This window comes from Cutibacterium nasicola, assembly GCF_052654715.2.
In genome coordinates, this window is the sequence record NZ_CP199745.2 from 1,080,022 (window position 1) to 1,095,637 (window position 15,616).

A 15,616-nucleotide genomic window follows, 5' to 3' on the forward strand; every position below is an offset into this window, starting at 1 on the left:
CCAGTCTCTCAAAGGCGTGCGCGCTCAGCCAGAGCGTTCTGCGCTGTGGACCTCAAGACATCCATGGGAACGTCATGGCCCGTCATGAGACGAACCTGGTCGACGGCCTGTCCGGCGAGCAGGTCGAGGCCATCGATAATCGTGATGCCGGCGTTCTCCCCAGCCACCGTCAGCGGCGTCGGCCACGGGTCGTAAATGACGTCGAAGACGGCGTCAGCACGGGCAGCGAGGTCCTCAGCCCGGTCCATGAGGGACCCGGCCGGAACCGTCGAGACCATGAGGTCACAACGCGACGGCTCGGACTCGAAGGGCAACCAGGCGACGCGGATCCCAAGACGGTTGGCAAGCTCAAGGATCTCGGTCGACCGATCGCGAGAGCGCGACATGATGATGACCTCGTCTGTCCCCAGTTGGACGGCAGCGGCAAGAACTGACCGTGCCGTCGCCCCCGCTCCGAGCATGACGACCTTCCCAACCCCGGTGACGCCCCGAGACCGAAGCGCAACCCCGGCGCCGGTCACGTCGGTGTTACGGACGATGGCTCTCCCGTCACGACGCACCCAGGTGTTCGCCGCTCCGAGCAGTTCGACGGTCTCGTCGGCCTCCCCCAACTCACTGAGATCAACCTTGTGGGGCATCGTCACCGACAAGCCGCGCCACGACTCGTCCAGCTCATCGACGAAGGTGCGCAGTCCACCGGGCTCGACGTCAACGGCGTCATAGGACCAGTCCAGTCCGAGAACCCGATATGCGGCCCGGTGGATTGCCGGCGACACGGAATGAGCCACTGGATGACCAACAACCGCGCACCGCATCGTCAACTCCCCCCGATCAGCACTTGCCCTTGTGGGCCTGACACCACGCCTGGAACTTCTTCACATTCTTCTCGTGATCGGCCAGGGTCTTGGCATAGGCCGTCGTCCCCTTGTCGGGATCCGTGACGACCCAGTACAGGTAGTCGCTCTTGATCGGGGTCACGGCCGCCTCCATCGACGCCGCACCAGGATTGTTGATGGGAGTCGGTGGGAGGCCGTTGTGCAGGTAGGTGTTGTAAGGAGAGTCCTTGGCACGCTGCTCGTCGGTCGTCGTCAGCTTTCCGTCGGCATGGTTGGCGTACAGCACCGTCGCATCCGACTCCACCTTCATACCCTGGTTGAGACGGTTGTAGATGATGCCGGCGACCATCCTCATGTCCTTGGGGTTCCTGGCCTCCTTCTCCAGGATGGAGGCGACGATGAGGGCATCATAGGGACTGCGCTTGATGGCCTGGGCCTGACCCATGAAGTTCATGGTGTTCACCTGTTTGACGAACTGGTTCGCCTGCATCTGCAGAATCTCCAGCGGTGTCGGGTTGGAACCCACCTCGTAGGTGTCGGGGAAGAGGAAACCCTCCGGACGGTCCTTGGCCCACACCGGCAGGCCAAGCTTCTTGGTCTGCTTGTACGCGACCTTGAAACTGTCGACGGGCATGGTGGTGCCCTTGGCCATGATGGCGAACTGTTCCTCGGTTGTCAGTCCCTCGGGAAGGGTGACGCGAGTGCGCTGGATGTTGTCCGGGTTGCCCAGGATGGAGACAGCCTTCGCCGCGCTCATGTGGGTCTTGAGCTTGTACTGGCCGGCCTGGATCGTGACGTCAGACTCCGACTCGCGAATGGCCTTGTTGTAGGCCTTCGTCGACTTGATGACGTCGTTGTCGAGCAGGATCGATCCGACCTCGCTCACCGACGCGCCCGAGGGCACACGCACCAGGACGTCCTTCTCACCGTCTCCGAGGTAGTCGTCGGCCGACTTGTACGAGATGTAGGCGTCATAGGTCTTGACACCGACGAAGACGCACCCACCAACGAGAACCGCCAAGGACAAGATGACCGCCACAGCACTGCGAAACTTGTACCAGAACTCCGCCTTGGGGTCATCCTGTTCGTCGAACGGTCCGCTCACGAATCCGTCCCTCCTGTCGTCGTCGCCGATCGGGCCGACCGGACTTGCTCCAACACGTGCTCCAGTATGGCCACCGCAGCCACCTGATCAATAACGCCACGCTGTTTGCGCGCGTCTCGCCCGGCATCGTGGAGAGCACGAGCGGCCGTACGTGTCGTCATCCTTTCATCGACCCAGCGCACCGGAATCGGACTGATGGCCTCGGCAAGCTGATGTCCGGCCTGCCGAACATCCCGCGCGGCGATCTTCTCGGTGCCGTCGAGGGCCACCGGGAGGCCCATGATGACCTCGACGGGCTCATACTCGGCGACAATCTCGGCCAGGCGCTGTACCGGACGATTCGCGGTCTGCACCGTTTCGACCGGGAAGGCAAGGATGGCATCACGGTCACTCGCAGCCACACCAATCCGGGCCTTCCCCCAGTCGACAGCGATCCTCACACCGCGCAGGGAGGTATCGGGGCGCTCCTCGGGGTTCACAGCGCAGTCAGCTCAGCATTGACGGCACGAAGAGCGGCGTCGATGCCAGAAGCATCGCTGCCAGCACCTTGAGCCATGTCGTCCTTGCCGCCACCGCGGCCACCGATCGGCCCCGTGCCGGCCTTAATGAGGGCACCAGCCCTGGCTCCGGCGGCGCGAGCGGACTCAGTCGTCGCGACGATCATGGCGGGCTTGTCGTCTGTACCTCCGATGAGGGTGACGACCGCCGGGCGATCCTTGACGCGGACCCGGACCTCGGAGGCCAGGGTGCGCAGGTCGTTGCCAAGAACACCAGGCACCCTGGCCGCGATGAGGTCAAAGGACCCGGCCGGGGTGGCACCGGCGACGATGTCGTCAACCTGCCCCATGAGTTCGCGGGTGCGGGCGGCGGCCAGCCTGTGCTCAGCGTCCTTGAGGTCGGCAGCGAGCTTGGAGACGCGGTCGGCCAGCTGGTCAGGCTGCACCTTGAGGATGCCGGTGAGCTCGTTGACCAGGGCACGTTCGGCAGCCATGTGGCGGAAGGCATCGGTGGAGACCAGCGCCTCGACGCGGCGAGTCCCTGAACCGACCGATTGTTCGCTCAGCAGGCTCAGCATGCCGATACGACCGGTGGAGGCGACGTGAGTGCCACCGCACAACTCGCGGGACCACGGGCCGGCCAGTTCGACGACGCGCACGATCGGCGGGTACTTCTCGCCGAACATGGCCATCGCTCCCATGGCCTTGGCATCCTCAAGAGGCATCTGGGTGTCGGTGACCTCGAAGTCGTCGTGGATGGCGACGTTGCAGCGCTCCTCGATCTCCTCCTTGAGGGATTCCGAGAGTCCCTTGGTGGCCGAGAAGTCGAAACGCAGGTAGCCGGGCTTGTTGTAGGAGCCGGCCTGGGTGGCCGACGGCCCGACCAGCTCGCGCAGGGCTGCGTGGATGACGTGGGTGGCGGTGTGGGCCTGGCAAGCTCCAAAACGGGTGGTCGGGTTGACCTGCGCGGTCACCTTGTCACCGACAGCGAGGTCTCCGTCGAGACGTACCTTGTGGACGATGAGGCCGGGAACCGGGCGCTGGACGTCCAGGACCTCGAGATCGAAGCCATTGGCGCGGATGATGCCGGAGTCGGAGTCCTGGCCACCCATCTCGGCGTAGAACGGGGTCTCGGCGAGCACGACCTCGACGACTGATCCGGACTCGGCAACCGTGACGGAGGCACCGTTGGCGATAATGCCAGTGACGGTGGTGTCGACGGTCAGATCCGTGTAGCCGAGGAAGGGAGTCTCGCCGAGGGCGCGCACCTGGGAGTAAGCCTCCGGGTCGGTGAGCAGGCCCTTCTTGGCCTTGGAGTCTGCCTTGGCACGGGCGCGCTGCTCGGCCATCAGGGCGGTGAACTTGTCACGGTCGACCTGCAGGCCCTGTTCGGCCGCCATCTCAAGGGTGAGGTCAATCGGGAAACCGTAGGTGTCGTGCAACTGGAAGGCCTTATCGCCAGACAGGGTCTTGGAGCCCGCAGCTCTGGTGTCTGCCACCGCGGCGTCGAGCATCGCGGTACCGGCGCTGAGGGTACGACGGAAGGTCTCCTCCTCGGCAGTGGCAGCCCCGATGACGCGATCCCACTGAGCGAGGACGTCCGGGAAGGAAGCCGACATGAGGTCACGGGAGACCGGCAGCAGCTCAGGTAGCACCGGATCCTCCACACCGAGCAGACGCATGGCACGGACGACGCGACGCAGCAGACGACGAAGCACATATCCACGAGCCTCGTTGCCGGGGGTGACGCCGTCGGTCATGAGCATGAGGCCGGAACGGACGTGGTCGGCAACCACGCGCAGCCGGACGTCGTCGTCATGGTTGGCGCCATAACGCCTGCCCGACATCTCCGAAGCCTTCTCGATGACGGGGAAGACCTGGTCAATCTCGTACATGTTGTCGACGCCCTGGAGCAGGTACGCGATGCGCTCCAGACCAGCGCCGGTGTCGATGTTGAGGCTGCGCAGCGGGCCGGCGATGTCGAAGTCGTCCTTGGCGCGAACCGCGGACAGATCCTCGGTCTCGAACACGAGGTTCCAGATCTCGAGGTAACGATCCTCATCGGCCTGCGGACCTCCGTCGGGGCCGTAAGCCGGACCACGGTCGATGTAGATCTCGGAGCAGGGGCCGCCCGGACCGGGGACGCCCATGTGCCAGTAGTTGTCCTTGAGGGAACGGCCCTGGATGTGCTCATCGGGAACCCCGACGGCTCGCCAGGCCTCGCGCGCCTCGATGTCGCCCTCGGGGTAGTCCGGATGGAATCCCGGGCCGAGGACCGTCACCCAGATGCTGGCCGGGTCAAAGCCGAATCCACCCTGATCGGCAGGCTTGGCGACGAGCTCCCAGGCGTACTGGATGGCCTCATTCTTGAAGTAGTCACCGAAGGAGAAGTTGCCCAGCATCTGGAAGAAGGTGCCGTGGCGGGTGGTCTTGCCGACCTCGTCGATGTCGAGGGTACGGACGCACTTCTGGATGCTGGTGGCGCGTTTCCACGGGGAAGGCTCGGAGCCCATGAGGTAGGGCTTGAACGGCACCATGCCGGCATTGACGAACAGCAGGGTGGGGTCGTTGTACAACAGCGAGGCGCTCGGCACCACTGCGTGACCCTTGTTCTCGAAGAAGTCGACGAAGCGCTGTCCGATCTCCGCTGTTCTCATGCCTGGTCCTTCTTGACGTGGTCGCTGATTGTGGCCTGTGGGAAATCCTGACAGATTTTCAGGACATACCGGGTCCCAACCCTACCCGGACGCGCGGTAGGCCACATCTCAGCGCGCCGCGGAAAATGTCGAGCTGGGGAATCGTGGAGCGACGGGTGATCCGATTGTGGATCAGTTCTCGTCGTCGAGGTCCTCAGCTGCTGACGCACCATGACTCACCTCAGCGGGAGCTGTCTCGTTCTCGACCTGGGAGGGATGGTTGCGACGCCTGGGACGACGAATCGTGCGTCGCACTCCCTCACCAAAAGCAGCGGCCTTCACCATCGGCGTCCCGACCGTCTGGGTGAAGGTTTGAGCGAGTTCAGCAGCCTGACCGGTGACGACGGTGCCGTGCTCGGAAATGGTGTGAATGTCCTCGATGACCTGGTCAAGCTTCGAGATCTCACCATTGGTGATGACGACCGTTCCCTTGAGTTCTTCCAAGATCGGCACCGTCGACTCATCCACGTCGCGGACCGTCCTGCGCACCTCATCCAGGACGCCACCAAGTTTCAGCAGGGGAACGGCACACAGCGCGACGAGCACCACCGCCGCGAGAGCAGCGATGAGTCCGGCGATCTGACCCAGGGTCATGACTTCTTCTCCTCGGTGGTATCTCGTCCGAGCAGCATCCGTATCTGGCTCAGACGTTGTGAGATGGCAGCCTCATTGCCGTGGTCGGTCGGGTGGTAATACCGCGTCGAGGCGATGTCGTCAGGAAGATACTGCTGTTCTGCCACCCCGTGCGGAAAGTTGTGAGCGTAACGGTATCCGACCCCGTGACCGAGGTCGTGGGCGGATGAATAGTGCGCGTCCCGCAAATGGGCAGGCACCTCTCCTCCCTTACCGGCGCGGACGTCGGACAGTGCCCCGTCGATGGCGGTGATGACGGCGTTGGACTTCGGGGCGGTGGCCGCTGCAATGGTCGCCTGGGCCAGGTTGAGGCGGGCCTCGGGCATACCGATGAGTTGAACGGCCTGGGCTGCGGCGACACAGGTTTGTAGCACGCTCGGGGCGGCCATGCCGATGTCCTCGCTGGCCAAGATCACCAGACGGCGGCCGATGAACCGGGGATCCTCCCCCGCCTCGATCATCCGGGCCAGATAGTGCAAGGCTGCGTCGACGTCCGAACCACGTACCGACTTGATGAAGGCACTGATGACGTCGTAGTGCTGATCACCGTCACGGTCGTACCGCACCGCAGCGCGATCCACAGCCGTCGAGACGATCTGACTGGTGATGATGTCAGTTCCAGCCGTGCCCGCTCCGGCGGCGGCCTCCTCGAGATAGGTCAGGGCTCGTCGGGCGTCTCCCCCCGCCAGCTGCAACAGGTCGGCTCGGGCATCGTCGTCAAGGGCGTAGAGCCCGTCCGAGTCGGTGCGCAGACCGCGCGGATCACTCAGTGCACGGTCGATGAGGGAGGAGACATCAGCCTCGGTGAGGGGTTTCAGGGTCAGCAGCAGGGATCGGGACAGCAGCGGGGAGATGACCGAGAAGGATGGATTCTCCGTGGTGGCGGCGATGAGGGTCACGGTCCGGTTCTCGACTGCGGGCAGGAGCACGTCCTGCTGGGCCTTGGAGAACCGGTGCACCTCGTCGACGAAGAGGACGGTCGGCTTTCCCAGCGCCAGCTGACGACGAGCGGTGTCGAGTTCCCGTCGGACATCCTTGACTCCGGCGGTCACGGCCGAGATCTCCACGAATCGTCGGTTCGTGGCGTGGGACACCACAGAGGCAATCGTCGTCTTGCCGACCCCCGGAGGGCCCCACAGGAAGACGCTCATGGCCCCGGTGCCCTCAGCCAGCCGACGCAACGGCGACCCGGGGGTCAACAGGTGTTGCTGACCGACGATCTCGTCAATCGTGCGGGGGCGCAGTCGAACGGCCAGTGGCGCGTCAGGGTTGGGAGTGTCCAGGGACCCGCCACTGGTCGCGTCGGGCTGTGCCGGCCCGACGTTGCCGAAGAGATCCTCACTCACCATGGCACCATATCGCCGCGCTGCGACACCCCGACGTCCAACGACGCTCAACATGAGGAACGGGCGACGACCGTACGCATCAGTCGCCGCCCGTCGTCAGCTCGGAATCGTCACTTCTTGGACTTCTCTGCGTCGTCCTTCTGCCCCTCGGGGGACTCGGCCTTCTTCTTCGGCTTGGCGTCCACCCCAGCCTCACGACGCTGAGCCGGGGTGATGGGAGCCGGAGCGGCCGTCAACGGGTCATAGCCGTTGCCGGTCTTCGGGAAGGCGATGACGTCCCGGATGGTCTCGAAGCTGCCGAGCAGCATGACCAGACGGTCCAGGCCGAAGGCGATGCCACCATGCGGCGGAGCACCGAACTTGAAGGCGTCGAGGAGGAAACCGAACTTCTCCTGGGCCTCCTCCGGACCAATGCCCATGACGTTGAAGACGCGCTCCTGGACATCACGACGATGGATACGGATGGATCCACCGCCGACCTCATTGCCATTGACGACGAAGTCGTAGGCGTAGGCGAGGGCCGAACCCGGATCGGTATCGAAGGTGTCCATGCACTCAGGGGTCGGGCTGGTGAAAGCGTGGTGGACAGCAGTCCAGGCACCGTCACCGACCGCGACGTCGCCAGAGGCCTCGGCCTCCTTGGTCGGCTTGAACAGCGGGGCGTCGACCACCCAGCAGAAGGCCCAGTCGGAGGGATCGAAGAGTTCACAACGACGACCGATCTCCAGACGGGCCGCACCGAGCAGCTCCTGGGAGGAGGTCTTCGGTCCAGCGGCGAAGAAGATGGCGTCACCGGGCCTGGCACCGACCTTCTCGGCGATACCAGCCTTCTCCTCCTCCGAGATGTTCTTGGCGACCGGACCGCCAGGCACACCCTCGTCGGAGATGGTGATGTAGGCCAGGCCCTTAGCGCCTCGGGTACGAGCCCACTCCTGCCAAGCGTCGAACTGGCGACGCGGTAGCGAGGCTCCACCAGGCATGACGACGGCGCCCACGTAGGGAGCCTGGAAGACGCGGAACGGGGTGTTGGCGAAGAAGTCAGTGACCTCGGTGATCTTGTTGCCGAAACGAAGATCAGGCTTGTCGGAGCCGTAACGGTCCATCGCCTCGTGCCAGGTGATGCGCGGCAACGGGGTCGGCATGTCGACGCCAATGATCTTCCAGCAGGCCGCCATGGTCTCCTCCGCCAGGGAGATGACGTCATCCTGGTCGACGAAGCTCATCTCGACGTCGAGCTGGGTGAACTCGGGCTGACGGTCAGCTCGGAAGTCCTCGTCGCGGTAGCAACGTGCGATCTGGTAGTAGCGCTCCATACCCGACACCATGAGCAGCTGCTTGAACAGCTGGGGGCTCTGCGGCAGGGCGTACCAGCACCCGGGGGCAAGACGGGCCGGCACCAGGAAGTCACGGGCACCCTCAGGAGTGGAACGGGTCAGGGTCGGGGTCTCGATGTCATAGAAGTTGTGACGGTCGAGAACCTCACGAATGGCGTGAGTCACCTTGGAGCGCAGCACCAGGGCCTCGTGCTGACGTGGACGCCGCAGGTCCAGGTAGCGGTACTTGAGACGGGCGTCCTCACCGACGGTGACGTGCTCGTCGATCTGGAAGGGCAACGGGGCCGAGGGGTTGAGAACCTCGAGCTCGGAGATGGCGACCTCGATCTCGCCGGTGGGAAGGTTCGGGTTGGCATTGCCCTCCGGACGAGCCTCGACGACACCAGTCACCTTGATGCAGTACTCGTTGCGCAGATCATGGGCGCCGGAGGACTCCAGGATCTCGTCACGGATGACGACCTGGGCCAGACCGGATGCGTCGCGAAGATCGATGAAGGCAACGCCGCCATGGTCGCGTCGGTGCCCAACCCATCCGGCGAGAGTCACCTCCTTGCCGATGTCGCTGGCTCGCAGGCTTCCGGCGTCATGGGTTCGCAGCACGTTTCATCCTTCCGTTGTCGCAGGCCACGTATAGACGGTACGGGCCGCGAGCCAGCATACCGGCGGCCACCTCAGCCGTCATCCGGAACGCTCCACCTGAGGGACATGCCTCACGTCACCACATGAGAAGAGCCCCGTAGCGGTCAAAACGCCACGGGGCTCAATCATCGTCCGAGGCAGGGATCAGGCCTCGATCTCGGGGAACCACTCCTCGATCTGCTTGCGGATGGCCTCGTTACCACCGGAACGCTCGTTGTTGGCGAGGATCCACTCGCGCAGCGAGCCGCCGGCAGCGTCATTGATGGCGTTTCGGGCCGTCTCGGGATCGCGCAACACATCCTTCAGCATCGACACCGCCTCGTCAGTGGTGCGATAGAAGTACGGGTAGTCCTCAGGAACGGTCTTGCGGGCCCAAGCAGCATCCGGGAAGACACCGATCGCGCCAGCGACCAGGGCCTCGAGATACTCGAAGCCGTAGGCCTCATTCTTCGCAGTGGCGAGGAATGCCGTCATACGCGCCAGGGCCTCCCAGTATTCCTCGCGCTGACCGAACAGCGGACCGACCGAGGCCCACTTGGGCGAGGACATCTTCATGGCCATGACGCTGGCGAGATCGCGCTGGCTCAGGCGAACCTCCATGCGCACGTCCATCTCAGAGGCGACGCGATTCATGACGTCGAGGAAGACCTTCGGCTGCTTGTTGTCGGTGAGGTGGATGGCCGGGTAGAGGACGGTCGGTACGTCGGGATCGACGTGCTCGCGGACGAGATCGTCACGAATGCCAGGCTGGATCCAGGCGATCCGAGCCTGATGGGCCAGCGGGGAGATCGTCCAGCGACGGACCAACTCGGCCACCTCGCCGGCGGTGCGCTCACCGGAGCACAGGGTCGGGAAGAGAGCGTAGGACAGCCCCATGGCCGCGAAGTTCACCTTGTGGTGGTAATGGGACGGGGGCAGCCACTGCAGATTGAGGATCTTCGGCTCAGCACCCTCACGGTGCATCGTCTGGAACACGCCGACCGAGTCGATGACGTCAAGATTGATGACGAGTGTCTCCAGCGGGTCAAGGCTGGTCAGTGCCTTGGCCTCGAAACCGTCACACTGGCGATCCTCGTGGTCGACGACGACAGCTCCCGGGTACATCTTGAGAAGTCGCTCGACCAGCGCGGTCCCTCCTCCTCGTCCGACAAGTCGACCTTGGTCGTCAACGATGGGGCCACCATCGAGGAAACCCATCTTGATTGCGATGGTCATTGGTCATCTCCCGTTGTCCGTGGGCGGAGGCGCGGCTGTGCGCCAAGCTTGTGGGTATCACTCTATCGCCGGCCGTGGCACAGTGGTGGGCCGCTAAACGTCCCGAGGATCACCAGGATGTGTTATTCCCTGGGAGCCGAACCAGTCAGGGTCTTCTGCAGGGTCGGAGCCTCTCGAGCAATGAGTTCCGAGGCGGAGAGGCTTGCCAGGGATTGCAGTCCGACGACGTAACGAGCCGTGAAGATTCCCAACACATGCGACAGTCCCAGCGAGGCACGGACCCCGGCCTCCTCCTCCCCGAACCGGGGAGCCAAGAGCTCGACGACGGGGGCCAGGATCTGGTCGGTGTAGAACTCACGCACTGTGTCGAAGGCGTCAGGTTGGGTGAGGAGCGCCTGAACCACCCCCTGCATCTGCGGATCTGGTCCGCCCAGGCCGAGGTGACCATCCCAGGCGTCGATGAAGGCCTTCACCAGCGCCTCACCCAGGTGATCCGGGTCTGTGTGGGAACAGACGTCAGCAATGATTCGGTGTGGTCCGTTTGGCAGGGACATTGCTTCGTTGTAAAGAGCCTGTTTGGAGCCGAAGTAATAGCTCACCAGAGAGGTGTCCACCCCGGCCTCGCGAGCAATGGCTCGCAGACTCACCGACTGGAAATCCCCGGCCAGGAAGAGAGCCCTGGCAGCCGCCAGAATCGATGCGCGGGCTGCTCCGGCCTCGCCACGCGGACCACGGCGAGGCGATCGAGTGCACTGTGACTGACGCCGGACAGACATGGCACGACCGTACTCTCCCGACATCTCCCGAAAAACGGGACCCCGGTGGCTGCGGCGTGATTTCCACGGTGATGAAATGGGGGCATGGACGCACATCATGGCAATGCGGTTCCACTGGCCGACCAGGATCTCAGGATGGGCCTTGACGTCGGATCGACGACGATCAAGGCCGTCGTCCTCGACCCCGACGAGAACATTGTCTTCGAGGACTACAGACGCCACCATGCCGACATCACCGGAGCCATGGCGTCACTGCTCGGCGACGCCGTTGAGGCGCTTCCGGGCGCCAAGGTGCGCGCAACCGTCACCGGATCGGCAGGTCTGGGAACCGCTGAGGCCCTGGACCTCACCTTCATCCAGGAGGTCATGGCCGAGACTGCTGCTGTCCAGCACTGGAACCCGGACGCCGACGTCCTCCTGGAACTCGGCGGTGAGGATGCCAAGATCACCTACCTCAAGCCGGTCCCCGAGCAGCGCATGAACGGTTCGTGCGCCGGTGGTACCGGCGCCTTCATCGACCAGATGGCCACCCTGCTCCACACCGATACCCCGGGACTCAACGACCTGGCATCGCGAGCCCACACCATCCATCCCATTGCGTCGCGCTGTGGTGTGTTCGCCAAGTCTGACCTCCAGCCCCTCATCAACGAGGGTGCGCGTCATGAGGACCTTGCGGCGTCGGTCATGCAGGCCGTTGCCACCCAGTGCATCGCCGGTCTGGCCTGTGGTCGTCCCATCCGTGGCAAGGTCATCTTCCTCGGAGGCCCGTTGCATTTCATGCCGACCCTGCGAAACGCCTTCGCGCGAGTACTGGACGGCAAGGTCGACGAGTACATCACCCCGGAGCGCGCCCAGCTCTACGTGGCCATGGGCGCCGCCCTGACGTCGGCCTCGGAGCCCGTCGACCTCGCCGAAACCGCCGAGCGTTCCCGTCACGCCCGCACTCAGAAAGGCATCTCCCAGTCGATGCCGCCGCTGTTCAGGAATGACGAGGAACTGGCCGAGTTCACCACGCGTCACTCCCAGGCCAAACTCCCCCATATGCCACTGCATGACGCCCGCGGCAACCTCTTCCTCGGTATTGACGCCGGTTCGACGACGATCAAGTCGGTCCTGCTCGACGAATCACTCAACATCGTCACCTCCCATTACGCCTCCAACGAGGGCGACCCGGTGAGCGCAGCGGTGCAGATCCTTGCCGATCTCTACGACACCATGCCCGCCGAGGCGACCATCGCTCGTACCTGCACCACCGGTTACGGCGAAGGGCTCGTCAAGGCTGCCCTGGGTGCCGAGGACGGTGAGGTGGAGACCATGGCTCACTACCGGGCCGCCGACCACCTGCTTCCCGGCGTCACCGCCATCATCGACATCGGTGGCCAGGACATGAAATACCTGCGCGTCGTCGACAAGGTCATTGACTCCATTTCCGTCAATGAGGCCTGCTCGTCGGGATGTGGATCCTTCCTCCAGACTTTCGCCGCCGGGATGGACACCGACATCCAGTCCTTCGCCGACATGAGCCTGATGGCCCAGCATCCCGTCGACCTGGGCAGCCGCTGCACCGTCTTCATGAATTCCTCGGTCAAACAGGCCCAGAAGGAGGGTGCCTCCCCCGCCGACATCGCTGCCGGACTGTCCTATTCCGTGGTCCGCAACGCCCTGTACAAGGTCATCAAGCTGACCGATCCGTCCCAGCTGGGTGACAAGGTCGTCGTCCAGGGCGGCACCTTCCTCAACAATGCCGTGCTGCGAGCCTTCGAGAAGCTCACCGGTCGTGAGGTCGTCCGTCCTGCCGAAGCCGGACTCATGGGTGCTTACGGCGCGGCGCTGACGGCCCGTGCCCGCTTCCACGCAGGTGAGCCCACCACCTCTGATGGTCTTCGCGGCCGCGCCGAGCTGGACGGATTTGCCGTCGAGACCTACCGCGACGACTGCACCCTGTGTCAGAACCACTGCCAGCGCACCATCGCCACCTTCTCGGACGGACGGGTCTTCGTCTCCGGAAACAGGTGCGACCGCGGCGCCGAGGTCGACAACCGCAAAATGGCCAAGCTGCCGAAGTCCGAACTGCCCAACGTCTTCGAGGCCAAGTACAAGAGACTCTTCAGCTACCGACGCCTCACTGCCAAGAAGGCCTTCCGCGGCGACCTGGGCCTACCTCGTGCCCTCAACATGTATGAAAACTACCCGTTCTGGTTCACGACTCTTTCGGCCCTGGGCTACCGCGTCATGATCTCGGGACGCTCCTCCCACGCCCTGTTCGAGAAGGGCATGGAATCCATCGCCAGCGAAAACATCTGCTACCCCGCCAAACTCAACAACGGCCACGTCGAAGATCTCGTGGAGCGCGGCGTCAATCGCATCTTTGACCCATGCATCCGCTTCGAGCAGACCAGCGTGACCGATGCCGACGCCCACTTCAACTGTCCGGTCGTGGCCTCCTACCCCGAGGTCATCCGTGCCAATGTCGAGAGCCTGCGTGAGAAGGACATCGAGCTCATCTCCCCCTTCCTGTCCCTGGCCAACCCGGACAAGCTCGCCGAACGACTGGCGGAGATCTTCACCGAGGACGGGGTGACCGTCGAGGAGGCCCGTCAAGCCGTTACCGAGGGGCTCGAGGAGGACAAGGCCTTTCATGACGACGTCCGCAAGATGGGCGAGGACGCCTTGGCCTACATGGCTGAGCACAACGTTCCCGGCATCGTGCTGGCAGGACGCCCTTATCACGTCGATCCCGAGATTCACCACGGCATTCCCGAGATGGTGAATTCCCTGGGCATGGCGGTCCTCACCGAGGACTCCGTGGCCCATCTTGGGTCTGACCTGCTAGAGCGTCCGCTGCGTGTGCGTGACCAGTGGATGTTCCACTCCCGCCTCTACCAGGCAGCCGCCTTCGTGGGCTCCCGCCCCGATCTCGAGCTCGTCCAGCTCAACTCCTTCGGTTGCGGACTGGACGCCATCACCACCGACCAGGTGCGCGAGATCCTGGCAGCGCGTGACCGCATCTACACCACTCTCAAGATTGACGAGGTATCGAACCTGGGTGCAGCCCGTATTCGGATGCGCTCCCTGCAGGCCGCGGCGAAGGAACGCGCCGGCCACGATCGCAAGCTGGTGACCCATCCGCTTTCCGACGACCGGGTCCCCTTCACCAAGGACATGAAGGCGACCCACACCATCCTGGTGCCCCAGCTCGCCCCGTACCAGACCTCGGTCGCCGAAGCAGCACTGCGCGCGTCCGGTTACAACGTCGAGGTGTTGGAGCAAGCTTCCCGAGAGAACATCGACTTCGGTCTGTCGGTGGTCAACAACGATGCCTGCTTCCCCGCCATCGTCGTCATTGGTCAGCTCGTCTCGGCGCTGAGGTCGGGCAAGTACGACCTGGACCACACCACCCTCTTCCTGACCCAGACCGGCGGCATGTGCCGTGCCACGAACTACATAGGTCTGTTGCGCAAGGCCCTCAAGGATGCCGGATTCGGAAGCATCCCGGTCATCGCGGCTTCCCTGCAGGGTGTCGAGGACAACCCGGGCTTCTCCCTCACCGCTCCCCTGATTCACCGCATGGTTCAGGCCATCACGATCGGGGACCTGCTGCAGAAGGTCCACTTGCGTACCCGACCTTACGAGGCGGTTCCGGGTTCAGCTGACGAGCTCATGCATCACTGGACGGCCATCGCCAGGGAGCACTTCCTGGATGGCGGACATTCCAAGACCTGGGGACGGCGCACCTCCTACAAGGCGATCATCAACGGCATCGTCGACGGCTTCGAGCACCTCGAACTCGTCGATGGCCCGCGCAAACCTCGCGTCGGTGTCCTCGGCGAGATCTTGGTGCAGTTCCACCCGGACGCCAACAACCACATCGTCGACACCATCGAGTCCGAGGACTGCGAGGCCGTCCTGCCAGGTCTGATGTGGTTCGTCTACAACTGTTTGTCCGCGGGCGACTACAACTACAAGACCTTCGGTACTGACAAGTGGAGCCGTCACCTCAAGAAGGCCTTCCGTAGTCTACTGATGCAGTATCAGAAACCGGTGACCACGGCGCTGAGGAAGTCGACCCGGTTCGAGGTCCCGACCCCGATCACAGAGCTGATGGAGGACGCCCAACGCATCGTCCAGCTCGGCAACCAGGCTGGCGAGGGTTGGTACCTCGTCGGTGAGATGGTCGACATGATCCGCGAGGGCGTGCCGAACATCGCCGTCGTCCAGCCGTTCGCCTGCCTGCCGAACCACGTCACCGGTCGCGGTATCTTCCGAGAGATCCGCCGTCAGTTCCCGCATGCCAATGTGGTGTCGGTGGACTACGACCCCGGCGCCTCTCAGGTCAACCAGCTCAACCGCATCAAGTTGATGGCAGCTACCGCGCGGGACCGCAATGGTGCCGAGGAGCTCGATGCGAACCAGGCAGTGCGTCCAGAGCCTGACGAGGACATCCCAACCTCACCGCAGACAGCGTCGCGCCAAGATTTCATCACCGGGACACCAGTGATGGAGCTGTCTTCACGCTCGTGAGGGGCCTTTGGAGCAGTG

At 63.9% G+C, this 15,616-nt stretch carries 10 protein-coding genes; 1 reads left to right on the forward strand and 9 read right to left on the reverse strand.

Translation table 11 applies throughout. The features are described 5' to 3' along the window. Positions 1 to 8: 8 nt before the first annotated feature. From ACUCCZ_RS04985 to ACUCCZ_RS05025, 9 genes are all read right to left on the reverse strand, one after another. Entirely contained in the window at positions 9 to 815 is an 807-nt protein-coding gene (locus ACUCCZ_RS04985) for a shikimate dehydrogenase (protein ID WP_435916526.1), read from the reverse strand. A gap of 16 nt (positions 816 to 831) precedes the next feature. After that, complete coding sequence (gene mltG, locus ACUCCZ_RS04990) at positions 832 to 1,941, reverse strand: endolytic transglycosylase MltG (protein WP_063279946.1); 1,110 nt, start codon at positions 1,939 to 1,941, stop codon at positions 832 to 834. After that, entirely contained in the window at positions 1,938 to 2,381 is a 444-nt protein-coding gene (ruvX, locus tag ACUCCZ_RS04995) for a Holliday junction resolvase RuvX (protein ID WP_171048567.1), read from the reverse strand. The genes mltG and ruvX overlap by 4 nt, the downstream gene beginning before the upstream one ends. A 35-nt stretch (positions 2,382 to 2,416) precedes the next feature. Next, positions 2,417 to 5,095, reverse strand: a complete 2,679-nt coding sequence (gene alaS / locus ACUCCZ_RS05000; protein WP_435916527.1) for an alanine--tRNA ligase — start codon at positions 5,093 to 5,095, stop codon at positions 2,417 to 2,419. Positions 5,096 to 5,266: 171 nt separating this feature from the next. After that, entirely contained in the window at positions 5,267 to 5,728 is a 462-nt protein-coding gene (locus tag ACUCCZ_RS05005; protein ID WP_435916528.1) for a DUF948 domain-containing protein, read from the reverse strand. Then, the gene (locus ACUCCZ_RS05010; protein WP_435916529.1) at positions 5,725 to 7,116 is read right to left on the reverse strand and encodes a replication-associated recombination protein A; all 1,392 of its coding nucleotides are present in this window, start codon (positions 7,114 to 7,116) and stop codon (positions 5,725 to 5,727) included. Before ACUCCZ_RS05010 ends, ACUCCZ_RS05005 begins: the two co-directional genes overlap by 4 nt. 107 nt (positions 7,117 to 7,223) lie before the next feature. Beyond that, positions 7,224 to 9,047, reverse strand: a complete 1,824-nt coding sequence (gene aspS, locus ACUCCZ_RS05015) for an aspartate--tRNA ligase (protein WP_435916530.1) — start codon at positions 9,045 to 9,047, stop codon at positions 7,224 to 7,226. A gap of 183 nt (positions 9,048 to 9,230) precedes the next feature. Continuing rightward, entirely contained in the window at positions 9,231 to 10,301 is a 1,071-nt protein-coding gene (locus tag ACUCCZ_RS05020; RefSeq protein ID WP_435916531.1) for a glycosyltransferase family 1 protein, read from the reverse strand. A 122-nt stretch (positions 10,302 to 10,423) separates the two neighbouring features. After that, complete coding sequence (locus tag ACUCCZ_RS05025; RefSeq protein WP_445439669.1) at positions 10,424 to 11,077, reverse strand: TetR/AcrR family transcriptional regulator; 654 nt, start codon at positions 11,075 to 11,077, stop codon at positions 10,424 to 10,426. 84 nt (positions 11,078 to 11,161) lie between these two features. Between ACUCCZ_RS05025 and ACUCCZ_RS05030 the strand changes: the two genes are divergently transcribed. Continuing rightward, positions 11,162 to 15,598: an acyl-CoA dehydratase activase-related protein gene (locus ACUCCZ_RS05030; RefSeq protein WP_435916532.1), complete on the forward strand. Its 4,437-nt coding sequence runs from the start codon at positions 11,162 to 11,164 to the stop codon at positions 15,596 to 15,598. The last annotated feature ends 18 nt before the right edge of the window (positions 15,599 to 15,616 follow it).

What these genes read in the sequence shown, in the direction of transcription:
- ACUCCZ_RS04985 (WP_435916526.1), bottom strand. Translation starts at nt 815, where the DNA reads ATGCGGTGCGCGGTTGTTGGTCATCCAGTGGCTCATTCCGTGTCGCCG.
- alaS (WP_435916527.1), bottom strand. Translation starts at nt 5,095, where the DNA reads ATGAGAACAGCGGAGATCGGACAGCGCTTCGTCGACTTCTTCGAGAAC.
- ACUCCZ_RS05005 (WP_435916528.1), bottom strand. Translation starts at nt 5,728, where the DNA reads ATGACCCTGGGTCAGATCGCCGGACTCATCGCTGCTCTCGCGGCGGTG.
- ACUCCZ_RS05010 (WP_435916529.1), bottom strand. Translation starts at nt 7,116, where the DNA reads ATGGTGAGTGAGGATCTCTTCGGCAACGTCGGGCCGGCACAGCCCGAC.
- ACUCCZ_RS05020 (WP_435916531.1), bottom strand. Translation starts at nt 10,301, where the DNA reads ATGACCATCGCAATCAAGATGGGTTTCCTCGATGGTGGCCCCATCGTT.
- ACUCCZ_RS05025 (WP_445439669.1), bottom strand. Translation starts at nt 11,077, where the DNA reads ATGTCTGTCCGGCGTCAGTCACAGTGCACTCGATCGCCTCGCCGTGGT.
- ACUCCZ_RS05030 (WP_435916532.1), top strand. Translation starts at nt 11,162, where the DNA reads ATGGACGCACATCATGGCAATGCGGTTCCACTGGCCGACCAGGATCTC.